We start from the raw sequence: 25,391 nt of genomic DNA on the forward strand, positions 1-25,391 counted from the left end.
GCATTGGATTATAGCATGAAAAGATTATGAGCCACAACTAATCGAGGCCGGGCACCGGGTATCGGCTGGTGATATCGTCCACGGCATCGCGCACTTCTTTATAAACGTTCTCGTCCCCTATGTTGGTCAATACCCTTATAATGAGTTTTGCTACTTTACTAACCGTGGACGCGTCGAGCCCGCGGCTGGTCACGGCCGGCGTGCCGATCCTTATGCCGCTCGCTACCCGTGGCGGTTTGGTGTCGAAGGGGATGGCGTTGCGGTTAACCGTTATCCTGACGGAATCGAGCGCTTCCTCGGCCTCCCTGCCGGTGATGTTTATCGGCGTCAGATCGACGAGCATCAGGTGGTTGTCGGTTCCGCCCGAAACGAGCCTCAGCCCGCCTTTCTTAAACTCGTCAGCCATCACCTTCGCATTCTCTACAATGGCTTTTTGATATGCGATGAAATCGGGCTTCAGCGCCTCGCCGAAGCACACGGCCTTGGCTGCGATGATATGCAGCAGCGGCCCGCCCTGAGTGCCGGGATCCACCGACTTATCTATTTTCTCGGAGAATGGCTGCCGGCACAGTATAAAACCGCCGCGTGGCCCGCGCAGAGTCTTGTGAGTGGTTGAGGTGACTATCTCGGAATAGGGCACAGGCGAAGGATGTACGCCGGCCGCTATCAGTCCCGCGATGTGGGCCATGTCCACCATCAGCTTGGCTTCCACCAGGTCGGCTATCTGGCGGAAGCGCTGGAAGTCGATAATCCTGGGGTATGCGCTGGCGCCTGCAACGATGAGCTTGGGACGGTGTTCCTTTGCCAGCTTCTCGACCTCGTCGTAATCGATGCATTCCGTTGTCCGACTGACGCCGTAGCTGACGAAGTTGTATATCTTGCCCGAGAAGTTTACCGGGCTGCCGTGCGTCAGATGGCCGCCGTGAGCCAGACTCATCGCCAGGATCGTATCTTTTGGATTAAGCAGGGCGAAGTACGATGCCATGTTCGCCTGTGAGCCGCTGTGGGGTTGGACATTGGCATGCTCGGCTTTGAACAACTTTAAGGCACGTTCCCGAGCCAGGTTCTCGGCTATGTCGACCGCTTCACAGCCGCCGTAGTAGCGTTTCCCCGGATAGCCTTCCGCATATTTATCGGTCAGCACGGTCCCGGCTGCTTCGAGCACGGCTTTAGAGGCGTGGTTCTCGGAAGCGATGAACTCCAGGTTGCGCGTCTGGCGTTCCGACTCGCGGCGTATCGCCGAGCACACCTCGGGGTCGTTCTTTTCTAGCTCTGTACCATTGAGATATTTCTTAGCTTTATCCATGACTGTCCTTACGGGTTAAATTAAACAAAGAAGGCCACGAAATACTGTGGCGGTAGTAAGTTTACTTCACAGCCTGTTTCCTGTCAATGGTCGGACGTTGTCCGCAGCTGCTGGTGTCGAACGCGTTGTTGCGGTGTCAGCTTTTCTAGTCAGTGTTAGATTTCCTTGGCGAGCGTGAGGCCCCAGACCGATGCCGCTCCGGCCGATTTCAATGAAGCGGCGCATGAGTTAAGAGTAGCGCCGGATGTGCATACGTCGTCGATTAGAAGGATGTGTTTGCCCGATACGCTCCAGCTGACGCATTCAAAAGCGTTTCTGATATTCTCTTTGCGCTGTTCAACGCTTTCGGATTTGGCCTGGGAAGGGGTATGCCTGGTGCGGACAAGGGCTCCTTCCATAAGCGGTATTCGGGACATGCGGCTTAGCCTCCGGGCCAGCAGCGCCGTCTGGTTATAGCCCCGCTCCCGCAGCCTTCGCTTATGTATCGGGACCGGGATGATGATATCAAAGGACAGGCGATGTTCGCTCAGATATTCCTTCAAGAAGCGGGACAGCGGAACCGCGAGCGTTTTGATGTTGTGATATTTAAGATTTATGATGGCTTGGCGGATGACCCCGCCGTATTCAAAAATCGAGTACACGCCGTCCAGTTCCCAGTCCTCCAGCCGGCATTTGCGGCAGATAGTTCCTTCCGATATCGGTAAGCTGCATCTTCGGCACAGCGGCGGCTGGAGGTAGATAAGGGCGGCCCGGCATTTACGGCATAAAAGAGAACCCCCCTTGCCGCAGCCTACGCAGCGAGGAGGGAACAGAAAATCGAGCGTTCTATGTTTAAATAAGTTAAATAAACTATCCAGGTTCACCTCGCTTGTGAGCCTGCCTTTTCAGTTTATCGAGTAGGCGTAATAGTAAGCCCGTATGATTAACGTATCTTGGCGCTGTGTCCAACGCCGCTGACGATGGGCTCGTTGATATATAGATCGCCGTTCCTGATCTTAAGGTTGAATCCGCAATCGGGGTTAGTACAAACCCACGCTTTATAATGAATCGGCGCTCCCTGGCTGCCAAAGTCTGATAGCGGTACTAGATCTCCGACGTTGCATTTGAGACACTTGGGGAATGAATTACTGTCCAACACGAACCTCCCATCCTGATATCGGTATGTAGTATACACCCTCGGCCTGTTATTGACAACCCGAGGTTTTTATTTATGATTCTGGTGTAGTGTGCCGTCGATAGCATGCTTCAGTTAGGGCGACCCCTGTCTGGCTATGCGTCGCCTCTCCCTCCACGAGTCGATCCAGACTATGAGCGCCGGTAGTACGATCAATGTGCTCACGAGGGCGAAGAACACGTCTATTACCGTGATAAGGCCGAAGGAGCGCAGCACCGGGAAGTTCTGCGCTATCAGCAGCGCGGCGAAGCCGCCGATAACCGTCAAGCCCGATGCGATTATGGCGCGCCCGATCCTGGTAATGGCGATTTTCATGGCCTCCACGGGGTTTTCGCCCTTTTCGCGTTCCTCGTAATAGCGCATCATCAGCAGTATGGTGAACTCGGTGCCGATTCCTATGATCAATGCGCCCATAGCGGCGGTGGCGGGCGTATACTTGATGTCGCCGAGCCACATCACGCCGCTGGACCAGCCGATGATGAGGGCTACCGGGAGTATGGCCATAAATACTTTTAAGATGTTAAACCTGAAGAGTAACAACAATCCGACGAAGATGAGGGCGATGCCGATGAGAGTCATCTCTACCCGGCCCCCGCTGAGGCCGTCACCGAGTATCCGCATCATGATAGGCCACCCCGTTACGGTGACCGTAACCCCCTCCGGATGTTGAGAAGCATATTCATTTAATGCCGTTTCAAGATCGCGCACCTGCGGGCCGCTGATCTTCCCGATGGTGACCATTAAGTTGGATCGAGTGTAATCCTCGGTGAGCAGATTGGCCCGTAACTGGGTTGGCAGCCCCTGGAGGGTGTCCTTGGTCTCTTCAGCCGTCTGCGGCACCGAAAGGTTCATTACATTGACCAGTTGCATCATAGCGCTGGCATAGCTTTCGGTGCCGCTCACCAGGTCGCCGTTTTCGGCCTCGATGCGGTCCTGCAGTTCCAGCACCCAGTTCACTATTTGAGGGTCGGTTACATCTTCGGCTTCTATAAGGAGACTAAGGAATTCCAGGCCTTCGACCACGCTTTCTACCTCGCGGAGGTCCTTGATCACCTGTGTCTCCTGGGAGATCATATTCATTTCGTCGGCCTCGGTTTCGATGTAAGGATCGGCGACGAGTCCGGCCACGGTTAGCGCGAGCGCTATGGGTATGATGATCAACGGGTGTTTTACGACCCATGGTGCCAGGCGGTCGAGCCCGCTGTCCACGATATGTCTGGGTTTCTCTCTGGTCTTTTGCGGGAGCGCGATGCCCAGACGTTCGCGGTGCAGCTCTATACCAAGGCTTATGGCCGAGGCCAAAATGCCGAATACGGTGATGCCGATGCCGACGGCGAATCCGAGGTTGCCGAAAGAGATATCGCAGGCGATGAATACAATGCCGAACCCGACCAGGCTCAGGGTGAGGACGGCGGCGGCAAGCTCGGGCCCCAGCGTGAATTTGTTCTTGGGTTTTATCGTCCATTTGATACGGCGATTGTTGGCTGGTTTGGTGTCGGCCAGCCGGTCGCGCCGGTAAAGCGCGGAAAGCAGAAGGAACACTGAGAGGATATAGCATATGATCACTCCCAATATCAGCGTAAAGCCGAACCCCTGTATCATGGGAATAGGCGAGAAGAAGAGGGCGGCGAAACCCAGGCATCCCGCTACTATGGCGATGCCGATAGCCGGTCCGATATGCGTGACGGACTCCGTTATGGCGCCGGCAACCGTACTGCCTTTCTTCGATTCCTCGTCGTAGCGGTTATGGAACTGGATGGCGTAGTCTACGCCCAGTCCCAGCAGGATAGGGAAGGCGGCCATGGTGACCATGGTCAGTGGTATGCTGAGTATGCCCATGATCCCGAAGGTGTAGATGATGGCCAGCGCCACAACTCCCAGAGGCAGCCAGCGCCAGGCGAAGAAGCCGCGCACATTGAATATGAGCGCCAGGATGAGGAGCATCAATATTACAGATACGATGAGCATATTGAGCATATCCTCTACCATCAGGTCCCCGATACTGGCGTATACGGCGCAATTGCCGCTGACGATCACGCTCACGTCATCGTTGAAGCCCGCCGAGGCTGCCAGGTCCTCCACCTTGCGTACCATGTCGCCCTGCTCATCCTGGGTCAGCGACCCGTCGAGCAGGATTGAGATGAGGGCGTGCTGGCCGTCGGGGAATACGTGCGTAAGTTCCGAAGCGACATCGCCCGTCTCGGGGTCTTTAATGATGTCAGCAAGCTCGGCCGGATCCGTGGGGAACTCCATGGAAGTAGTCGCCCCCGACAGCACTCTCTGCAGATGGGCCATTTCCAGGAGGAAAACCGGGCCTACAACAGAGTGGCTTGAGTTATCGGAGATCATGCTTTCTTCTATAAAGTCCATGGCCGCGATGTTCTCCGGCTCAAGCAATTGGATAAGGTTATCTCCCGTTATCAGTACCACTATGGCATCGCTGCTGAAGTACTCGTTGTATCTGCTGAGGTCCTTATAAGCCTGCGAATCTGAAGAAACGAAAGTGTCGAAGCCGGTTTTCATCTCGACGCCATAGTATGCCGCGAAGACCGTAGGCACCAGAAGAACAAGGCTCAGAATCAGGAAAACCAGATGTCTTCTTTCGATGAACCTTCCCATGCTTCTAAAGGCCTGTTCGGCCGAAATGATCCTCGATGGCTTTCTAAATGCTCGCTTCATCTATGACTCCATCAGTTATTTCGTTTCATTCAGGTTGAATACGCGCGCCAGCTTGTCGAACACCTGGATGATGGCTGATTGCTCCTTATCGGTAAGCAGCTGCATGGTTTCTCTTACGCGCTTGATTACATGGATCTCGATGTACTCGTGAAGCTTGCGCCCTTCATCGGTCAGGGCCACTCTGACGATCCTGCGGTCGTCCGGGTCCGACAGCCTTTGCGCATAGCCGTTGTCCACGAGCCAGTTCATCATTCTGGTTGTGGAGGACATGGGCGCCGAGATGGTCTTGCTAAGCTCTCCCATGGTGAGGTTTTGTGTTCCGTAGAGGGCGCTTGTCATGCTGTAGAACATGGCGTCTTCCGGCAGATGGTTCGTTGTGCCCGTTGACCTCATCTCGTCGAAGTATTTCTGCAGCAGCGTCAGTTCTTCCTCAAGGAGGTTTTTCAGGGACATGGTAACACAGATAGCGTTTGCCACCAGCGACGATATCTGACTGTCCGAATTTATTTTGGAGGGTTTTTTCATGGATGTTTCAATATGGAATATTTCTAAATGGAAATATATTCCAAATTATTGTGTTTGTCAACCCCCTGCAATCCCCCTTTTTAAGGGGGAAACAATAACCGAACCCCCTATAGTCCCCCATATGTTGGGGGACATAAAATACCTAGGGGACACCCCTAAAACCCCGTCAGGAGACGAGTCTCCTGTACCTCTTTTCTGTAACTAACCTCTCTTTTCAAAAGAGAGGGCTAGGGTGAGGGCACATGCCTCGTGTCTGTCATTCTGAATGAAGTGAAGAATCTCGGACTTGTCGGCTGGCTATTATGTTGGTAAATCATCGGCGGAGGGAGCTTGAATTTCTTAGGCAAGGAACGGTGCGGAATCGAGTCGATCGTAGATAGCTCCGGTGGGCGTCAGGGTGCTCTTCATCAGGCTGAGCTCTCGGAGCGTGAAAACGGCTTCGTAGTCGATCTTCTTATCTTTCACTACACCGGCGATCTCTCTGCGTTCGTCGGGGGTGGCGTTATCGCGCACACGCCCGAGGGTGAGGTGCGGCGTGAAGGCGCGGTTCTCCGCCACGAAGCCCAGCGGCACCAGCGCCTGCTCTATCTCGCGCTGCATTGCGGCCAGCGGCTCCGTATTGCCCTCAAGCGCGACCCAGATAACGCGCGGCCTCTGCTCATTGGGGAACATGCCCAGCCCGCCGAGCCGCAGTTCCAGCGGCGGAACCTTGCCGGCGGCCGTACTCATGATATCCGTTATCTGCGGTATCTGGCTTGTGAAGATATTGCCAAGGAACTTGACGGTCAGGTGCGTCCCATCGGGGGAGACCCATTTGACGTAGCGGTGCTGGGCCGGGCGCAGACGCTTGATGATCAGGGAAACGGTTTCCTTTACATCGTTGGGCAGTTCGAGAGCGATAAATGAGCGTATCGTCTCCATCTACAGTAACCTTTCGGCGTTGCCGTGGAGTATCAACTCCCTCGACTCTTTATCCATATCAACGGCGTCGATCTGTTTAAGCACCTTGCTCGGCGGCATCAGCGGATAGTCGCTGCCGAAGAGTATCTTATCGGCCCCGAAGATATTAGTAACATGTGTGAATATGTCGGCTGTATACAAGTAAGGCGATGCCGACGTGTCGACGTAGGTGTTCTTCATCGCCTCTCTTACCTCCGGCATCAGGGCGTAGAAGGGCATGCCGCCGCCCCAGTGCGCCAATATGAGCGTCAGGTCGGGATAATGCAGGATCAGCCTGTAGATCTTGTCCGGCGTGAAGGTGTATTTGCCGGGGTAGTCATGTCCGACGGGCTCTGATGCGTGGATGCAGAGCATGAGATTATGACGCAGAGCGATATCGATGACCGGGTCGAGCACCGTCTCATCGCCTTTATCGAGCCCCTGGAATTCCGGGCGCATCTCGCCGATGCCACGGACGCCCGCTTTGATGCAGCGCTCAAGCTCGGCTATCCTCTCCCCGTCGTTCGTCGGCGGGAGCGAGCAGAAGCCGACGAGGCGCTTGGGGTATCGGGCGATGGAGTCGAGTATATGGTCGTTCGTTTCCTTAACCAATTCCAAACTGCTCCAGTTGGCGTTCATGACCACGGCGCGCTCGATGCCTTCCTCGTCCATCTTGGCGATGAGTCCGTCGCAGTCGGTTATCTTTGCCTTGGGTTTGGCATAGATGCGGGCGAACAGCGGGTCGCGGTCTATGTAGCGCTCTCGGTTGTCGCTCATCTTGGAAGGGAAGATATGAGTATGAAAATCGATAATCATGGTTAAATTGTAGAGAACACGGGGATTAAAATCAATACGAGTGATATTTGTCGGAAGAGGTCGCAGACCGATGGAAGACCGAACCCCCTGCTAGTCCCCCACACGTTGGGGGACGTAAATTTATTTAGGGGACACCCCTAAAACCCCGTCAGGAGAGGAACTCTCCTGTACCTCTGTCATTTAGCTAACCTCTCTCGGAGAGAGGGCTATAATGTCGGTTTTGGCGCTCCACTTGGGCGTATCAGTTCCCCCTCTTTTGAGAAGAGGGGGTAAGGGGGTGTTCTATTAAATTAATCTTCCCTCTCCCTCTGCAGGGAGAGGGTCAGGGTGAGGGTCGCATTTGTCATTGCGAGTCCTTCCAAGGTTAATATTATATGGAAGGATTCCATGATATCACGGTATATGGAAGGACGACGTGGCAATCTCGTTGCCAACATTCGTAGCGGTCGAGCCTTCAAATCCCTAGACAATCGAGCGTAATATAATCTATAATCAAACGTGCATTACGGTATAGCAAATCGCCCCGGAGGAATTCGTTGACTCAGTTTCAGCCGTGTCCCGTTGAGGACTTACAAGAGAAAGCAAAGACGCTGCGACGCCATATTATCAAGATGATAGCAGCTTCGCAGAGCGGACATCCGGGCGGCTCGCTGTCTGCGGTCGAAATCATTAGCGCGCTTTATTTTAATGTTCTGCGTCACGATCCAAAGAACCCTGAATGGCTGGACCGTGATCGATTTGTGCTGAGCAAGGGGCACGCCGCGCCTGCGCTTTACGCCGCGCTGGCCGAGTGCGGATATTTCCCCGTCGATGAGCTGACTACTCTGCGCAAGATGGACAGCAGGATGCAGGGACACTGCGAGGTGGGAACCACGCCTGGCGTCGAGATGTCGACCGGGCCACTGGGACAGGGACTGTCCTTCGGCGTGGGATGCGCGCTGGCGGCACGCCTTGATGAGCGTGATTCCCGAGTATATGTCCTTCTCGGCGACGGCGAGCTGAACGAGGGGCAGGTGTGGGAGGCGGCCATGTCCGCGGCTCATTTCAAGATAGACAATCTCGTTGCCATCGTCGATCGCAACAGCATACAGCTAGACGGATGGACGCACGATATCATGGAGACCGAGCCGCTGGCCCAGAAGTGGCGCGCCTTCGGCTGGCGCGTCAGCGATGTCGCGGGGCATGACATCGATCAACTGCTGACGGCGCTGGAGAAGGCCAAGACGATAAAAGGCAAGCCGACCGTTATTATCGCAAGGACAATCAAGGGCAAGGGCGTCAGCTTCATGGAGAACAAGGCCGAGTTTCACGGCAAAGCCCCCACGCCGGAGCAGGCCGAGCAGGCGCTGAAGGAGCTGGAGTAACATGGCAGCCGAAGCATCCATGAGGGAAACGTACGGCAAGACGCTTGTCGAGCTGGGCAAGTCGAATCCGGACATCGTAGTTCTGGATGCCGACCTCTCTTCCTCCACGCAGACCAAGTTCTTCGCCAAGGAGTTCCCTGAGAGGTTCTTCAACTGCGGCATCGCCGAGCAGAACATGATGGGCATCGCCGCCGGGCTGGCCGCCTCGGGCAAGACGGCCTTCGCCAGCACGTTCGCGGTGTTCGCCACGTCGCGCTGCTTCGACCAGGTGCGCTGGTCCATCGCGCAGCCGTATCGTAATGTGAAGATCGTCGCTACCCACAGCGGCATCACTGTGGGAGAGGACGGCGCGTCGCACCAGGCTATCGAAGATTTGTCTCTCATGTGCGCGCTACCCGGCTTCACCGTCGTAGTTCCCGCCGATGCCGTTGAGACGGAACAGGCGGTGCGCAAAGCAGCGGCGACGCTGGGCCCGTGGTACATCCGCCTGCCAAGGCTGAAATCGGCGCTGGTCTACGATAAAGATTATCGCTTCGAGTTGGGTAAAGCGGTGACGATGCGCGAGGGCAAAGACCTTACTATCATCGCCATGGGGCTCATGGTGGAGCGGGCTCTCAAGGCCGCGGAGGCGCTGTCGGGAGAAGGCATCGATGCCTGCGTGCTGAACATGCATACGCTCAAGCCTCTCGATGAGGACGCCGTTGTGAAAGCGGCGAAAGAGACGGGCGCAATACTTACCGTCGAGGAGCACGTGCGCCAGGGCGGGCTGGGCAGCCGCGTTGCTACAGTGGTGGCGGAGAGCACCCCCATACCGATGTCTTTCATAACTATCGAGGACTGCTTCTCATCTTCGGGACAGCCGGAGGAACTGCTGGCAAAGCACGGGCTTACCGCGGAGAATATTGTGAAAGAGGCTAAGGCGCTGGTTAAGAGGAAGCATAAGTCCTGACAGCAAATAGCATCTATCAAAGAATTTTTTCACCTCAACTTTTCAGCGAGGTGAGAACCGCCGCGACGCCAAGCGGAAATTATCTAAGGATAAGATGAAATACCGTCCAATAAAAGCACATATTTTTCCATCGACTCTTGACGATATGCATAAGGGATGGATTAGAATTTCTGATGATTTGCGTGACGAAGTTGGAATTCAATATTTATCTTATGTACGGTTTCATGCGAATAATAGAAGGGTGTATTGCCAAGTCCGTGGTACACCGGGAAAACAAGGAAGAATAGAAATAAATGAGTGGTATAGAAAAGCGTTGGGTTGGGATGATCCTCCTTTAGAAGAGGTAGAAGTTAATATAGAGCCAGTTTCTATTATGAGAAGGATTACTGTATTGTCTTATCATCCTGATGATGCTGTGCGTATAGGTGTAGCATTAGGATTAATCAGTGTTGGTCTAGGATTATTGGCTGTTATGGCAGCGATTGTCGGTCCATTTATTCGTGCTATGGCGAGTGGCAATCAAATTCAAATGATTGGCGGCTTTGTAAGCTTAATATTGGCAACGGCCTTAATGCTCTTCATAATAACATTCTCATTAGGACAAGGCTTTTTGGGCATTGTAAAATTATTTCCAAATACAATGGAATCCCCGAAGAAGTTCAGCAAAGAGTGGTTTAGAAGAATTATTAGGCCCTGACCTGCCCGCTGCCGAGGATGATCCATTTATACGTCGTCAGCTCCCGCACCCCCATGGGCCCCCGCGCGTGCAGCTTCTGCGTTGAGATGCCCACCTCCGCCCCGAGCCCGAACTGCCCCCCGTCGGTGAAGCGTGTGCTGGCGTTGACGTACACGCACGCGGAATCCACCTCGTCCACGAAGCGCATCGCGTTGGAATAGTCCTCGGTGGCGATGGCGTCGGAATGCTGAGAGTTGTGCTCATTGATAAAGTCGATGGCCTCATCCAGCGAGTCGACGACCTTGACGGCCAGCACCAGCGCCAGGAACTCTTTACCCCAGTCCGAGGCCGCGGCCTTTTTGGCTTTGAAGCCGGACAGAATCTCAAGGGCGCGCTTGTCGCAGCTAAGCTCGACGTTGGCCTTGCTCAATTCCTTGGCCATCATGGGCAGGAACTTTTTGGCTACCGAGCTGTGAACCAGCACGCAGTCCAGCGCGTTGCACACGGTGGGGCGCTGCACCTTGGCGTTGAAAGCAATCGCAGCGGCCTTCTTCAGGTCGGCGGTCGGATCGATATACAAATGGCAGATGCCCACGCCGCTGGCCAGCACGGGTATCGCCGAGTTCTCGTTGACCATCGTCACTAAGCCCTCGCCGCCGCGCGGGATGACCAGGTCGATGTAATCTTTCAGCTTGAGCAGCTCGTAGACCAGCGTGCGGTCGGTGGACTCGATGAACTGTATGGCGTCGGCGGGCACCCCGCCCGCCCGCGCCGCATCCCTGATCACTTTGGCCAGCGCGCTGTTGGAGCGCAGCGACTCCTTGCCGCCGCGCAAAACGACGGCGTTGCCGGATTTCAGGCACAGCGATGAGATGTCGGAGGTGACGTTGGGCCGGCTCTCGTATATTGTGCAGATGACGCCGAGGGGCACGCGGCGCTTCTCCAGCCGCAGGCCGTTGGGCAGTGTCCGCGCCTCGATGGACTCGCCCACGGGGTCGGGGAGCGCGGCCACGGTGCGCACATCGTTCGCCATCCCTTTGATGCGGTCCGGGTTCAGCATCAGCCGGTCCAGCATCGCCGCATCCATGCCCGATTTCTTCGCATCGTTATAATCGAGTTTGTTGGCCTTGATTATCTCGTCCTGCCGTGCGATGAGCGCGTCGGCTATGCTGTGCAGCGCCTTATTTTTCGTCTGTGTGGATAGCCGCGCCAGCGTCCGCGACGCCTGCTTGGCGGCTTTGACTTTTTTTGTGAGCTCTGTGGCTTCAGATTTCATGATATCAACCCCCTGTATTTCAATCCCCCTTGGTCCCCCTTTTGTAAAGGGGGATTTAGGAGGATTTTTGTAGGGGCAATTCATGAATTGCCCCTACGGGCGTTACCCGTCATTCCGGCGAAGGCCGGAATCCATAGCGGGCGAGGCGACCTCGCCCCTACATTTTGGTGGGCACAGCCCACCCTACGGAACGGTCATTGTGTAGGGGCAGGGTTTCCCTGCCCGAGAACGAGGGCGCAGCAAGCGGCGCCCCTACATTTTTAATCTGTCATTGCGAGCGAAGCGTGGCAATCCCAAAGATATTACGGAGATTGCTTCGTTGCCCTTCCATGACAGAACTACATAGAAGGACTCCTCGCAATGACAATAAACATTACAACACCACAATATTATCACGGTGCACGACCTCGTCGCCGTAGCCATGCCCCAGCAGGCCCTCGATCTTATCCGAGCGGGCGCCCTTTATCTTCTCGATATCGGCGGCGGAATAGTTGCTGATGCCGCAAGCTATCCGCTCGCCGGATTCCGTTGCAATATCCACCGCATCCCCGCGCTTAAAGCTGCCCTCCACCCCCTTCACGCCGGCGGGCAGCAGGCTCTTGTTGCCCCTGCTCAATGCCGCCGCCGCGCCGCCGTCGACGACGAGCTTGCCCTTCGTCGAAAGGCCGGAGAGTATCCAGCGCTTGCGGCTCTCTATCTTATCCGTCGCGGGCAGGAACATGGTGCCGATGGACTCTCCGTCGATCAATCTCGGCAGTAAATCGGGCTCGCTGCCGTTGGCGATGACGACCGCCGTCCCCGATGCCGTAGCGAGTTTAGCCGCCTGTATCTTGGTGGTCATGCCGCCCGTCCCGCGCCCGCGCGTTCCGCCCGCCATCTTCTCGATATCCTTGTCGATACGTTTCACGACGGGGATCAGCTTGGCCTTCTTATCGATTGCAGGATCGGCGCTATACAATCCGGCGACATCGCTCATTATCACCAGCAGATCGGCGTCGATCAGATTCGCCACCATGCCGGAGAGATTATCGTTATCGCCGAAGTGCGCTCCCTCCAGCTCCTCGATGGCCACGACGTCGTTCTCGTTGATTATCGGCACCACGCCTAGCTCCAGCAGGATCAGGAGCGTGTTGCGGGCGTTGAGGTAGCTTATGCGGTCGGCCAGGTCCAGCTTGGTCAGCAGCGCCTGCGCCGTGACGATGCCCTCCCTGCGGAACAGCTCCGTGTACGAGTTCATCAGCACGTGTTGCCCCACGGCCGCCATGACCTGCCGCATGGGTACGTCCTTCTTGTCTTTAGGCACCTTGAGGTATTGTTTCCCCGATGCCACCGCGCCGGACGAGACGAGCGCTATCTCCCGCCCCTGTTTCCTGAGCTCCGCCGCCTGTCGCACGATGCCGGCAATCACGTTCATGTCGATGCTGTCGGTTCCGTTGGTGAGCAGGTTGGTGCCGAATTTGGCAACGATTCTTTTGTATTGTTTTCCCTGTTTAGCCATATCTGGAAACTCCAAGTTGCACTATTATAACATAACGAGGAGTGGTGAGAAGGGGAGGGAGGTTTGTGTGCCTATTTACGTGGTGGGTTTGATTGGGACTTTTCGCAGAAAGGTACTTTCTCTTGAAATAGCTTTGATAGTTTCAAGAAGCTTATCATATAGTCTGTATCCCCCGTATTCACGAATTCCAATAGATACTCTAGAAAATCATATACAATTGCGCGCCAAGACGGAGTGCTAGCATTCAGACCTTCTTGCACTATCATTACACCAACAACTATTGTATTAGATAGAACCGAGCGCTGCTCAGGGAAATCTGGTGATGGCTCAAGCTTAGTGATTGTGAAGAAATCTTGTAAACCATCATTTGCCATAGGGTGCACATGCATGGAGGCATAGTCATAGCCAAAGTCATAGAGAAATCTCATGTCAAGTCGCTTGGCTACTTCCTCTGCCTTAGGGCGTTGCCAAGATGTAGGATTTTTTGACAGCGCTTTCGCCCGTTTCTTCTGCTCTAGAGTAAAGTTGAACCTTTTGCTCTTGTGTGCACCTTCGCACCACGGATCGCTTCGGACTTTGTTTATTGAGTTGTACTGTTCAAGGAATGACCATTTTTCAAATACTTCAAACTGGTTATGCTCGTGTAAGTGACTTAGGTGGAAAAATCTATCCATAAGACAACGATATAATATCCAGCAATCTTGGTAGTCCTGCATATCCCACAGATGGAATATTGCTTTCATCATCATGTCTGTTCGAGCAACGAAGTTGCAGAGGATGCTGTCACGAATTTCCTGTTCTTGGCGTGCGAACTCAAAAAGAATCATTGCTGAAACAGCGTGGAAAGTTTCAAGAGCTTCCTTGTAAGATTCTACTGGCAAATAATGCTGTGCATCGAACTTTGGCATGTTTTATTGTTGCAGACCGAATCAGAAGGATGCAGCTAAAAGGCAGCTACATATTTGCATCTGCAAAATCCCTTTCTCTCACTATTCAATGTACGAGTGCAGTCTTTACAAGGAATTGGCATGAGCCGAAGCGCTTCGTCAATAGTATATATTTTGCCATGTTGTTTCTGACAGCCTTCGCACGAGTTACCTATACCAGCAGACAGTATTTCTACCTTTACAACATTAAGCTTTTTATATTGTAGTAGGTCCATTTTTGCAGCTTGTTCTAGAAGCGGTCTAAAATCGCGGTTTTCCTCGTCTAAAAATACAGCCATCTCATAGTTTAGGGTTTTCAGAGAATGAAGATCGCGTTTAATTGTAATTAGTCGGTTAAACAGGCTCCAAATTACATCTCTGTCTTTAGCTTCATGCCCGAACTTTTTTGTGAGTTGACCTTTTTCACGTTCGTAGTCTGTCTCTGAAGTACCGTATGAACTGAGTATTTGCATCCACTTTTGTCTGCTCTGGCTGGTTGCCCACTCAGTGTCGATTTCCTTGGCACGAGATTCAGTAACTATAACCCGTTCTCGTGTTGTAGGCAAAGTGCGTATGTACATAAAATTACCACAGGAAGGGCACTTGGCTTTGCGTTGCGGAGGTTTCTTTAGTGTGAAATTACAATATGGACAAAATGCGGAGGATTGTTCCATTGTCATTTTCTAAGCCTCCTTTTGTGATGGCACTATTATAGGCACGTATCCAATTTGAGTCAACGAACGCCCCCTTGGTTCTGTTGCTTCCCCCTCTTTAATCAAAGAGGGGGTTAGGGGGAGTTCGCATTCCCGTTATTGGCGCATTGTAGGGGCTTGATTAATCAAGCCCGTTCATGTCTTCCATCCCCGCTAAAAGACCAACGTGTTATGGACGCTTAAAAATCCTTGACAACAGGTTGCGTTTGGAGTAGGATTACTCATCTTCCATGCCAGGGGAAAAACACAAAGGAGGTTAACATGAGCACGGTAAGAGACGTCCTCAACGGGAAAAGCGGCAAGGTGGAAACCATATCTCCCAAGGTAACCATTTATGAAGCCCTGGAAAAGATGGCCCAGAAAGACATAGGCGCTCTGGTGGTCATGGAGAACAAAAAGGTCGTGGGCATTGTTTCGGAAAGGGATTATGCCCGGAAAATCATCCTCAAGGGGAAGAACTCCAAGAAAACCCTGGTCAAAGAGATCATGACTTCCAAGCTGGTTTCTACAAACCCCAATGCCAGCGTAGAAGAGGCGATGGTTCTGATGACGGGAAAACATGTTCGGCATTTGCCCGTCTTTGAAAAGAGCAAGTTCGTTGGGATCATTTCCATTGGCGATGTCATGAAATCAATCGTTTCCAATAAGGATTTTTTGATTGATCAATTGAGCGACTATATATCTGGGAAATATATTACTTAGGATCGACAGAATAAGACCGGGCACGAAAGCCTGCTACTAAATCAGTAGCAGGCTTTTTTTACTGTCGGCTAACTGTTTTCAGAGGTAGATGGTGGATTTCGCGACCCGTCATTGGCGTATCGTAGGGACTTGATTGATCAAGCCCGCTCCCGTCGGGTATCGGACGCGATGAATCGCGCCCCTACGAGTTTGTTCCGTATATTCGTGTTATGCTACAATCTGGACAGGGCGGGTCAGCGGTGACCGGCCCTTTGGGCGTTTTGATTTTATGGAAAAGTTGAACCTGAAACAGCTATTACCGCTCATCGACGGGATGCCGGAATACGCACGGCTGGCTGATGCGCTGCAAGGTGGCGGCGTTCGTAAGCTGGTCGTCCTCGATGCCGCCAAGCCGTATACGCTGGCGGCGCTGCATCGACGTTTGAAGCTGCCGATGCTGGTGGTGTCGGCCAAGCCGGAGCGGGCGCGGTGGCTGCAGGACCAGCTCAGGTGCTGGGGCGCGGAGGCGGCGCTGTTCCCGGAGCCGGACTCGCTGCCGTATGAGCACATGGCCTCCTATCCGTATACTATCGCTCAACGTGTGCGCGCGCTGCATTCACTCGGAGTCGATAAGTCTGCGCTGGTGGTGACCTCGGCGCACGCGCTGGCGCGCATCACGCTCTCGCCGCAGAGGTTCCACGATGAAGTTCACACCATCAAGCGTGGAGCGAGCGTCGATCTGGAGGGGACGCTGGCGGCGTGGGTGGGGATGGGCTATCAGAACGAGCACATGGTGGAGACGCCCGGCGGTTTCAGCAGGCGCGGCGGCATCATCGATGTCTACTCGCCCGCGCACCCGATGCCGGCGCGCATCGAGCTCTTCGGCGACGAGGTGGAGAGCATACGATTCTTCGACCCGGCGACGCAGCGTTCTATCGAGACTGTCGCTGAAATAACCATCGTTCCCGCCCGTGAGCTGTCGTTCGATGGCGTTGTAACCGAGCGCGACGCCGGAGCCATCGTCGATTACCTGTCTGCCAAGTCGATTCTTGTCCTAGACCAGCCTGACGAGGTCGAGCGCTCGCTGGTGGAGTTCGACGAGGAATCGAGCCAGATACGGGAGGAGCAGGAGGCGCGAGGGGACATATCGTCGGATTTCCCGACTACGTATTTCAACTGGGAGGAGCTTTCGTCTCGTTTTGCCAAAGTCGGCCGACGTCTCGACTTGCTCTCGTGGCGCAGCGATGACGAGCAGGAGGCGCTGCCATTCGTTGCGGCGCCGATATACGGCGGCAGGCTGGAGGATTTCCTTGTAAACGTCGCGGATATGACACGCGTCGAGCGTAAACGCGTCGTCGTCATCTCCCACCAGGCGCGCAGGCTGACCGACCTCTTCGAGGAGAAAGACATCATCGCCCCCGTGCTGCCAAAGCTGAAGGGGTTGCCGTCGGAGGGCGGGGTCGCATTGATTCAGGGGTCGCTGGCCCAGGGCTGGGCGCTGGGTTCGACCGTCCTCCTCACCGACACCGAGATATTCGGCTTCACAAAGGTGCGGGGGCGCGAGCGGCGCGGCCCGCCGCGGCGGCTGGGGGCGCTTTCGGAGCTGGTCGTCGGCGACCACGTGGTGCACGTGGAGCACGGCATCGGCATATTCGCTGGAATGAGGACCATGGCCGTGGGCGACCGCGAGAAGGAATACCTCGTGCTGGAATATGCGTCGGGCGATAAGCTGTACGTGCCCAGCGACCAGATCGACCGGCTGGGGAGGTACATCGGCGAGGGGGAGGAGCCGCCCGCGCTGAGCCGCCTCGGCTCTCAGGAGTGGGCGCGCACGCGGCGCAAGGTGAAGCAGGCCGCGGCGCTGCTGGCGCGGGAGCTGCTCTCGATCTACGCCGAGCGCGAGGTCGTCACCGGCTTCGCCTTTTCATCCGACACAGTGTGGCAGGGCGAGATGGAGGCCTCGTTCCCGTACGAGGAGACGCCGGACCAGCTCAAGGCGGTCGCAGCGATAAAGCAGGACATGGAGCAGCCGAAGCCGATGGACCGGCTGGTCTGCGGCGACGTGGGCTACGGCAAGACGGAGGTGGCGCTGCGCGCGGCGTTCAAGGCGGTGATGGACGGCAGGCAGGCGGCGGTGCTGGTGCCGACCACGGTGCTGGCGCAGCAGCACTACGAGACCTTCTCCGAGCGATTACGCGCTTTCCCTATCAACGTCGCCGTCCTCAGCCGCTTTATCTCGCCCGGCGAGCAGAATAAGGTTGTCGCGAAGATAAAGCAGGGCGGCATAGATATCGTTATCGGCACGCATCGTTTGCTGCAGAAGGACGTCGCGTTCAAGAATCTCGGTTTGCTCATCATCGATGAGGAGCAGCGCTTCGGCGTGGCGCATAAAGAATATCTCAAGAAGCTGCGCCGCGAGGTCGATGTGCTCACGCTTACGGCAACGCCGATACCGCGCACGCTGTACATGTCGCTGTCCGGTGTGCGCGATATGAGCACCATGGAAACGCCGCCCGAGGAGCGCCTGCCGATTAAGACCTACGTCGGAGTGTACGATGAGAAGATAATCCGCGACGCGATATTGCGCGAGATGGACCGCGGCGGGCAGATATTCGTCGTCCATAACCGCATCGATAGCCTGCACCGCATCGCCGAAGAGATAGGGAAGCTCGTGCCGCATGCCGTCGTTACCGCAGCGCACGGCCAGATGTCGCCGGAGCAGCTCGAGAACATCATGTTCGATTTTTACGAGGGGCACATCGATGTGCTGGTCTCGACGACCATCATAGAGGCCGGGCTGGACGTGCCCAACGCCAACACGCTCATCGTGAGCGACGCCGACCGGATGGGGCTGGCGCAGCTGTACCAGCTCAGGGGACGGGTGGGGCGCAGTTCCAACAGGGCCTACGCCTATTTTCTCTACGAGAAGGGCAAGCCGCTCACGCCGCAGTCGTCGCGGCGGCTGGAGACCATCGCGGAAGCCACCGAGCTCGGCGCGGGCTTCCGCATCGCGATGCGGGACCTGGAGATCCGTGGGGCGGGGAACATCCTGGGCTCGGAGCAGAGCGGCCAGATAGGGGCTGTCGGCTTCGACCTGTACTGCCGCATGCTTAATGATGCCGTCGAGGAACTGCGCACCGGCAAGATAAAGCCGGATGTCGTTCAGCAGGGCCCGTCCGTCGATCTCCCCGTCAAGGCCCGTGTTCCCGAATCGTACGTGTCCGACCTCGACGTTCGATTGGAGCTTTACCAGCGCATCTCGAAGCTGACGTCGCGCGATGAGGTCGAGGCCATGCGCGGCGAGCTTATCGACCGTTTCGGGCCGTTGCCGCCGCAGGTGGTTAACCTGCTCTACGCTGTGGATATCAAGGCCATGGCCATCGCCGCTGGCGTCGATTCCATCGGTGTCGAGGACAGGCACATGGTCGTCAAGATGCTGCCGGAACGCCATCTGGACAAGGCGAAGCTGCAGGCCAAGTTCGGCGCGGGGGTCAAAGTCGGCTCCAGCCAGGTACGCCTGGACATGGGGGCTCTGGGAGCGCGGTGGCGGGTGGTGCTGGAGGGGGTGGTGAGGGGGGTGGGTGTCCCGTAGGGGCGATCATTGTGATCGCCCGCCGTGGGCGAATACGAGATTCGCCCCTACACGATGACCAAAATAAAAATGTAGGGTGGGTTCACAAACCCACCAGAATATCCGTAGGGGCGAGGTCGCCTCGCCCGATGTGGATTCCGGCCTGCGCCGGAATGACGGTTGATAAAGAGGTACAGGAGACAGAGTCTCCTGACGGGGGAACCGGGGGTGTCCCCCGGATTTTAATTTACGTCCTCCAACGTATGGGGGACTAACAGGGGGTTCGGTTTTCTGCTCGGCATGGTGTTCTTCACCTTGCCGAAGACATCTGGATCGTTGAAGGTGAAGAACACCTTCAACAGCAGCGGGAATCAGAGATATCATCGCTGGGGGATGTCAAGTGTTGACAGCCAATATAAAGGGATGTAAATTATATCCCGATTGGGTTACTGCTTTTCCAGGGAATTATGTTCCCCAAAACATGTAAGAGTTTTAATCACCAACCCATTAAAGCACGCACAACGGCTCAAACGTCTGGGAATAGTAAGGAGGATTGATGAAAAAGTACACCGGTGTGATTCTTATCGTGGTCGGCATTGTTCTCATAGCTCTGGCGCTGGTCTTCGGCTTCCAGTCGACGGAAGAGAAGGACTTGCTGGCAGAGGGATACACATTTACCTATGACGTTACTTACAGCGAGAACGGCAGCGTAGTCGATACAAGCAATTACAATATGGTCGTAGGCGAGGTTGTGCAGGTTGATGGCAAGGACTGTTATTTTATCGATCTGAGCGTGCAGAATGACGAGGCGGGTAAGACGGGAGCGGCTCGTACGGCAAGAACAGGCGTAAACACGTCGGTGCCTACGTCGGTTATAAGCGGCGATATGTGGGTTAATGTCGACAGCCTTAATCTTGCCAAGAAACAGCCGGTTTCCCTTATCTACGGCAGCGAGTTTACCACTACCCTTACATATGTTTATGAAGGCTCGCACGGCGCTCCCTTTGAGGTAGGCAAGACGTGGTCTTATACCATCAACGTTAGTTCAACCACGGGACAGCAATATCAGATACCGGGAACCGCGACCATAGCGGGCATGGAAGACGTTGAGGTGCCCGCCGGTACTTTCGCGGATTGTTATCGTGTAGAGTACACCACCCTCGGCACCACAGCCCCGAGTTTAATTGAGTGGTGGTCTGATGACATTGGCATGTGGGTCAAGATGGCGGACTACTCCAGCTATACGGGTATCGAAATAAGAGCTCTGGAAGCATACGGCACCGATTAAGGGATACGGTCGATAAAAATCTTTACATGGGAGTGACGTACTTTACAAGCAGTATATATTGAGGTATAATAAGCAATCCCTGCAAGGAAGACGCGACTGAAGGCCGTTGCCTTCAGTCTTTTTTAGTAGAAGGTAAAGGAGGGTTGGGATGTCTGAGAAAGAGATTTTCCTTACCCCTGAGGGACTGAAAAAACTAGAAGAAGAGCTTGACCATCTCAAGACTGTGAAGCGCCAGGAGATCGCAGAGAAGATCCAGGACGCCAAGGAGTCCCGCAGCGCCGTGATCTCTCCCGAGTACGAAGAGGCCAAGAACGAGCAAGGCTTCGTCGAGGGGCGGATACTTGAGCTTGAGAGTATGATTAAGAACGCAAAGATAATCCATCACGAGGAAGTTAAGAAGAAGGGTGCTTCAATCGAGCTCGGCAGCAAAGTGGTGGTCAAGTTCGCTGAAGGCGGTAAAGAGAATTACGTCATTGTAGGGAGCGCCGAGGCCAGCCCGGGCGACGGTAAGATATCAAACGAATCGCCCATGGGGAAGGCATTGATGAACAGGAAGGTGGGAGACGAAGTTGAGTTTGATGCCCCGGCCGGGAAGCTCAAGCTTAAAATAGTGGAGATAAAATAGTGTCCCGCCTCGATGATATAACCAACCAGCGTCTCGAAAAGCTTCGAAAATTACGAGACGAAAGGCAGTTAAACCCCTATCCCCCCCGTTATCACCGCAGTCACACCTCAAAAGAAGCGATCGTCCTTTTCGAAGAGGGACAGGAAATCGAAGTCAGCCTCGCCGGACGCATAACCGCCATCCGCGGCATGGGCAAGGCCGTCTTCATGGATATGCGCGACGGCTCCGGCAGGATCCAGCTTTACATCGGCAAAGGGCATCTTGCTGAGGACAAGCTCGAGCTGGTAAAGCTGATCGACATCGGCGATTTCATCGGGGCCGGCGGCAAGGTTTTTCGTACTCGCACCGGCGAAATAACGCTCGAGGTGCATGATATCGTCATGCTGGCCAAGTCGCTGCAGCCGATGCCCGAGAAGTGGCACGGACTGCACGATGTGGAGAAGCGCTACCGCCAGCGCTACCTCGATCTCGTGTCGAGCGAGGAAGTGCGGAATATCTTCGCGGCACGCAGCAAGGTCATCTCGTCCGTGCGGCGCTTCATGGAAGGTCGAGGCTTCATGGAGGTGGAGACGCCCGTGCTGCATTCGGTGCCGGGAGGAGCCAGGGCCCATCCGTTCATCACGCATCATAACGCTCTCGACGAAGATTTGTATCTGCGCATTGCGCTCGAGCTGTATCTCAAACGGCTCATCGTGGGCGGCTTTGAGAAGGTTTACGAGATCGGGCGCGTCTTCCGCAACGAGGGCATCTCGACCAAGCACAACCCCGAGTTCACTATGATGGAGAGCTATGAGGCCTACGCGGACTACAACGATGTCATGAACATGCTGGAATCGCTCGTCTCCCAGGTCGCGCTTGATGTCATCGGAACCACCGAGGTCAAGTTCGGCGAGCACACAATCGATTTCAAGCCGCCGTGGAAGCGCGTCTCGCTCAGGGACGCGATAAAAGAGGAGTGCGGCATCGATTTTCTGGAGCACGGCGACGGGCAGTCTCTGCGCGACGCCATCAAGGCCAAGGGCGTCGAGGTGGATGAGACGTTAAGCCCGGCCTATCTCATCGATAAGCTGGTCTCCGCATATGTCGAGCCGAAACTCATCCAGCCCACGTTCCTCTACGATTACCCGGCGGAGACGTCGCCCCTGGCCAAGTGCAAGGAGGGGGATAACAGGCTCGTCGAGCGCTTCGAGGCCTTCGTCTCCGGCATAGAGATCGCCAACGCCTTCACCGAATTGAACGACCCGCAGGAGCAGGCGGCGCGCTTCAACCTGCAGGAGGAGTGGCGCGTCAAGTTCGGCGACACGGAGGCGGAGCGCTATCAGGAAGATTTCGTCACGGCCATGGAGCACGGCATGCCGCCCACCGGCGGGCTCGGCGTCGGCATCGACCGCCTGGTGATGCTGTTAACTGGACAACAATCCATCAGGGAAGTTATACTTTTCCCGCAGCTCAAGTCGAAGTAACGGCTTGAAGGCAGATGCGATATGCTCGACATAAAATTCATCCGCGAAAACCCCGACGCGGTTCGTGAGGCGCTTCAGAATCGTCATTCCGGTGATTCCATCGATGATATCCTTAAGCTGGACGAAAAGCGTCGCGCATTGTTGGTCGAGGTCGAAGGACTCAAGGCCAGGCGCAACGAGGTCAGCAAGGAGATCGGACGGACCAAGGAAAAGCCTCCGGCGCTGCTTCAGGAGATGCGGGATATCGGCGAACGCATCAAGGACCTCGATGGCCAGGTGGAATCGATAGAGAAAGACCTCAACGACCAACTGCTGCGCATCCCCAACCTCCAGCACTCCAGCGTCCCCATCGGAGCCGGCGCCGAGGATAACAAGACCATCCGGCAATGGGGAGAGCAGAAGAAGCTCGATTTCGAGCCAAAGCCTCACTGGGAGCTGGGCGAGGCGCTGGATATCATAGATTTCGAGAGGGGCGTCAAGCTGTCGGGGTCCCGTTTCTATGTGCTCAAGGGCAAGGGGGCGCAGTTGCAGCGGGCGGTGATCAACTTCATGCTCGACCTGCACGTGAAGGAGCACGGCTACACCGAGGTCATGCCTCCGTTCATGGTGAAGCAGGAGTGCATGTACGGCTCCGGCAACCTGCCCAAGTTTGCCGACAACCTGTACCACGATGCGGAGGAGGACTACTGGTTCGTGCCCACCGCCGAGGTGCCGCTAACCAACCTCTTTCGCGATGAGATACTGACCCAGGATATGCTGCCGATATACTATGTCGCTCATACGGCCTGCTTCCGCCGCGAGAAGATGTCGGCGGGAAAGGATACGCGCGGCATCAAGCGCGGCCATCAGTTCGATAAGGTCGAGATGTATAAGTTCACCACGCCGGAGACATCGTACGATGAGCTGGAGAAGCTGGTCGACAATGCCGAGGAAGTAAGCCGTCGTTTAGGTCTGGCCTATCGCGTGCTGTCGCTGTGCACCGGCGACATCGGATTCGCCTCGGCCAAGTCCTACGATATCGAGATGTGGGCGCCCGGATGCAAGGAGTGGCTCGAGGTCAGCTCCTGCTCCAACTGCATTGATTTCCAGGCGCGGCGCACCAATATCCGCTTCCGCCCCGAGGGTGGAGGTAAGCCTCAGTTTGTCCACACCCTTAACGGCTCCGGTATGGCCCTGCCCCGCGTCATGATATCGATAATAGAGAACTACCAGCAGGCGGACGGCAGCATCATCGTGCCGGAAGCCCTGCGCCCTTACACGGGCTTTGATGTCATAAAGTAGGACGGGTTTCCAACCCGCCAATTCACGCTCTAATGGCAAATCAATACGATCCCGATATTCACCACCGCCGCTCCCGTCGTTTGGAAGGATACGATTATTCGCAAGCGGGAGCATATTTCATCACAGTTTGCACGCGTAACCGCGAATGTTTGTTCGGGGATGTGATCGACGGCGTAATGGCGTTGAGTGATGTGGGGCGTGTTGTGGAAGAAGAATGGATGAAATCCGCAGACATCCGTAAGGAAATCGAATTAGACGCCTTTGTTATTATGCCCAATCATATTCATGGTATTATTGTTATCGCAAACGATTGTAGGGGCGTATGGCTATACGCCCCTACGGGGACGTTACGTTCACCGTCACGAACAATTGGTGCCCTCGTCCGCGCATTCAAATCCGCCTGCACCATCCGCATTAACGATATGCGCAATTCCCGCGGCACGCCCGTATGGCAGCGCAATTATTACGAACACGTTACCCGCGACGAGGACGATCTGAACCGCATCCGCCAATACGTTATTGATAATCCGGCGCGATGGGCCGAGGACGAGAATAATCCTGATTATATTTCTATGAAGGTTAACGATTAGCCTTTGGTTTTCCGCCATTACATGGGGCTTGAAGTGATAAGGTAAAACGCCAATTTTTCAGTTTCGATTTATGCGGTAGATTGAGTTCACTCTACGAGCCTACGGGAAACTCAAGCAAATCTTCGTATTTTTTATAACATTTGCGACAAGCTGGTTTTTTCATAGTGGACTCTTTTGGTTTGCCACAAATGTGACAGAACTCTTCCACGTAGTCACCGTCCCTGTATTTGTTCCAAATGTTGTAGCATGTCTTGCAATAGGGGGACTTTGGTTGAAGATTGATCTTTGTATGGCAACGGATGCAAAAACCGAAGGCGGTTTTCGGAGTTTTAATGGATTTATCTGAATCTTTGGTGATTTTTGAAGTTGATGTCTCGGTTTCAGCACTGGTTCGGACGAGCCTCATGGCTTCATCGTAGATATCGGAGTAGAGCTTTGGGTCCTCTTTTCTGCTAACATAGATTCCCATTTCATTGTTGTTGACTTCAGAAAAATCATAGAGGTTCATGGATGTAACGATAGCTTCCTTTTCATTTAGGTAGCATTTTGCGTGCAGATTCTGGCAGAAGCTGGAGCGAAGGCTCTTCATTGATTTTAACCAGTTGTTTTCAGAAGGTTCCAAGTCTTTTTTGCCGTAGATTACTCTGATGTCGATCTTTAAGCGATCCTTGTCTTCGATTAGTTGCTTAATCCGTTCGTTCATCTTAAGGTATGGGCTTATGAGGATTAGCTTCTCTTGAGATTCTTTGATTAGCTGTTCGAGGTAGTGTGATACCCCGCTGGTAACTAGAAACTTTGCCATCTCTAATGACTCCCTATTTGTGAAGCTGCACTTGGTAGGCTAGAACAACTTCTGTCTTATCCCCTCAGCGTAGCGCCGAGCTCTTTTATCAAAAGTTCCAAAATCTTGCCCTGATCTTTGCTAATATCGCTTTTCAGAAGCAACAATACGCTCTCATGTGGTAACACTCTAAATGCTGATGATGGATGCTGTCAAGCGAAGCTTATAGTTCGCCAAAGTTTACAATGAAGGCCTATTTGCATATAATTG

Annotated in this window: 22 protein-coding genes; 10 read left to right on the forward strand and 12 right to left on the reverse strand. The window is 54.6% G+C overall.

The genetic code is table 11. The annotated features are described in order from the left end of the window. Positions 1–37: 37 nt before the first annotated feature. The 7 genes from glyA to WC562_08095 all read right to left on the reverse strand — a co-directional run bounded on the left by glyA (position 38) and on the right by WC562_08095 (position 7,439). Positions 38–1,306, reverse strand: a complete 1,269-nt coding sequence (gene glyA / locus WC562_08065; protein MFA5056109.1) for a serine hydroxymethyltransferase — start codon at positions 1,304–1,306, stop codon at positions 38–40. Positions 1,307–1,461: 155 nt separating this feature from the next. Further along, the gene (locus WC562_08070) at positions 1,462–2,169 is read right to left on the reverse strand and encodes a ComF family protein (protein MFA5056110.1); all 708 of its coding nucleotides are present in this window, start codon (positions 2,167–2,169) and stop codon (positions 1,462–1,464) included. Positions 2,170–2,228: 59 nt separating this feature from the next. Further along, positions 2,229–2,441, reverse strand: coding sequence for a hypothetical protein (locus WC562_08075; GenBank protein ID MFA5056111.1), 213 nt, complete (start codon positions 2,439–2,441; stop codon positions 2,229–2,231). Between the two features lie 114 nt (positions 2,442–2,555). Next, a complete protein-coding gene (locus WC562_08080; GenBank protein ID MFA5056112.1) occupies positions 2,556–5,159 on the reverse strand; it encodes a hydrophobe/amphiphile efflux-3 (HAE3) family transporter in 2,604 nt (867 codons plus the stop codon). A gap of 15 nt (positions 5,160–5,174) precedes the next feature. Beyond that, on the reverse strand, positions 5,175–5,684 hold the full coding sequence (locus tag WC562_08085) for a MarR family transcriptional regulator (GenBank protein ID MFA5056113.1): 510 nt from the start codon (positions 5,682–5,684) through the stop codon (positions 5,175–5,177). Between the two features lie 339 nt (positions 5,685–6,023). Beyond that, positions 6,024–6,605 (reverse strand): RNA 2',3'-cyclic phosphodiesterase, encoded by a 582-nt coding sequence (gene thpR, locus WC562_08090; protein MFA5056114.1) that lies wholly within the window; start codon positions 6,603–6,605, stop codon positions 6,024–6,026. Then, entirely contained in the window at positions 6,606–7,439 is an 834-nt protein-coding gene (locus tag WC562_08095; GenBank protein ID MFA5056115.1) for an amidohydrolase family protein, read from the reverse strand. A 536-nt stretch (positions 7,440–7,975) separates the two neighbouring features. Here WC562_08095 and WC562_08100 point away from each other — a divergent pair. The 3 genes from WC562_08100 to WC562_08110 all read left to right on the forward strand — a co-directional run bounded on the left by WC562_08100 (position 7,976) and on the right by WC562_08110 (position 10,449). Further along, positions 7,976–8,803: a transketolase gene (locus WC562_08100; protein MFA5056116.1), complete on the forward strand. Its 828-nt coding sequence runs from the start codon at positions 7,976–7,978 to the stop codon at positions 8,801–8,803. 1 nt (position 8,804) lies between these two features. Further along, the gene (locus WC562_08105) at positions 8,805–9,752 is read left to right on the forward strand and encodes a transketolase family protein (GenBank protein ID MFA5056117.1); all 948 of its coding nucleotides are present in this window, start codon (positions 8,805–8,807) and stop codon (positions 9,750–9,752) included. Between the two features lie 94 nt (positions 9,753–9,846). Beyond that, the gene (locus tag WC562_08110; protein MFA5056118.1) at positions 9,847–10,449 is read left to right on the forward strand and encodes a hypothetical protein; all 603 of its coding nucleotides are present in this window, start codon (positions 9,847–9,849) and stop codon (positions 10,447–10,449) included. Here WC562_08110 and WC562_08115 read toward each other — a convergent pair. The 4 genes from WC562_08115 to WC562_08130 all read right to left on the reverse strand — a co-directional run bounded on the left by WC562_08115 (position 10,439) and on the right by WC562_08130 (position 14,808). Next, on the reverse strand, positions 10,439–11,704 hold the full coding sequence (locus WC562_08115; protein ID MFA5056119.1) for a glutamate-5-semialdehyde dehydrogenase: 1,266 nt from the start codon (positions 11,702–11,704) through the stop codon (positions 10,439–10,441). The genes WC562_08110 and WC562_08115 overlap by 11 nt on opposite strands. A 373-nt stretch (positions 11,705–12,077) precedes the next feature. Then, positions 12,078–13,202: a glutamate 5-kinase gene (gene proB / locus WC562_08120; protein ID MFA5056120.1), complete on the reverse strand. Its 1,125-nt coding sequence runs from the start codon at positions 13,200–13,202 to the stop codon at positions 12,078–12,080. A gap of 71 nt (positions 13,203–13,273) precedes the next feature. Continuing rightward, complete coding sequence (locus WC562_08125; GenBank protein ID MFA5056121.1) at positions 13,274–14,110, reverse strand: DUF5677 domain-containing protein; 837 nt, start codon at positions 14,108–14,110, stop codon at positions 13,274–13,276. 35 nt (positions 14,111–14,145) lie between these two features. Beyond that, entirely contained in the window at positions 14,146–14,808 is a 663-nt protein-coding gene (locus tag WC562_08130; protein MFA5056122.1) for a hypothetical protein, read from the reverse strand. A 294-nt stretch (positions 14,809–15,102) separates the two neighbouring features. Between WC562_08130 and WC562_08135 the strand changes: the two genes are divergently transcribed. The 7 genes from WC562_08135 to WC562_08165 all read left to right on the forward strand — a co-directional run bounded on the left by WC562_08135 (position 15,103) and on the right by WC562_08165 (position 24,340). Beyond that, positions 15,103–15,543, forward strand: a complete 441-nt coding sequence (locus WC562_08135) for a CBS domain-containing protein (GenBank protein MFA5056123.1) — start codon at positions 15,103–15,105, stop codon at positions 15,541–15,543. Between the two features lie 268 nt (positions 15,544–15,811). Continuing rightward, positions 15,812–19,114, forward strand: coding sequence for a transcription-repair coupling factor (gene mfd / locus WC562_08140; protein ID MFA5056124.1), 3,303 nt, complete (start codon positions 15,812–15,814; stop codon positions 19,112–19,114). A 535-nt stretch (positions 19,115–19,649) separates the two neighbouring features. After that, positions 19,650–20,381 carry a hypothetical protein gene (locus WC562_08145; GenBank protein MFA5056125.1) on the forward strand — a complete coding sequence of 244 codons (732 nt, stop codon included), beginning with the start codon at positions 19,650–19,652 and terminating at the stop codon, positions 20,379–20,381. A gap of 148 nt (positions 20,382–20,529) precedes the next feature. Further along, entirely contained in the window at positions 20,530–21,006 is a 477-nt protein-coding gene (gene greA, locus WC562_08150) for a transcription elongation factor GreA (GenBank protein ID MFA5056126.1), read from the forward strand. Further along, the gene (gene lysS, locus WC562_08155; GenBank protein MFA5056127.1) at positions 21,006–22,469 is read left to right on the forward strand and encodes a lysine--tRNA ligase; all 1,464 of its coding nucleotides are present in this window, start codon (positions 21,006–21,008) and stop codon (positions 22,467–22,469) included. The genes greA and lysS overlap by 1 nt, the downstream gene beginning before the upstream one ends. A gap of 21 nt (positions 22,470–22,490) precedes the next feature. Next, positions 22,491–23,750: a serine--tRNA ligase gene (serS, locus tag WC562_08160; GenBank protein MFA5056128.1), complete on the forward strand. Its 1,260-nt coding sequence runs from the start codon at positions 22,491–22,493 to the stop codon at positions 23,748–23,750. A 32-nt stretch (positions 23,751–23,782) separates the two neighbouring features. Continuing rightward, the gene (locus WC562_08165; protein ID MFA5056129.1) at positions 23,783–24,340 is read left to right on the forward strand and encodes a transposase; all 558 of its coding nucleotides are present in this window, start codon (positions 23,783–23,785) and stop codon (positions 24,338–24,340) included. Positions 24,341–24,431: 91 nt separating this feature from the next. Here WC562_08165 and WC562_08170 read toward each other — a convergent pair whose 3' ends face one another. Then, positions 24,432–25,142 (reverse strand): phospholipase D family protein, encoded by a 711-nt coding sequence (locus WC562_08170; protein ID MFA5056130.1) that lies wholly within the window; start codon positions 25,140–25,142, stop codon positions 24,432–24,434. Positions 25,143–25,391 lie beyond the last annotated feature (249 nt).

The sequence above is a fragment of the Dehalococcoidia bacterium genome (assembly GCA_041649635.1).
Lineage (GTDB): Bacteria > Chloroflexota > Dehalococcoidia > E44-bin15 > E44-bin15 > JAYEHL01.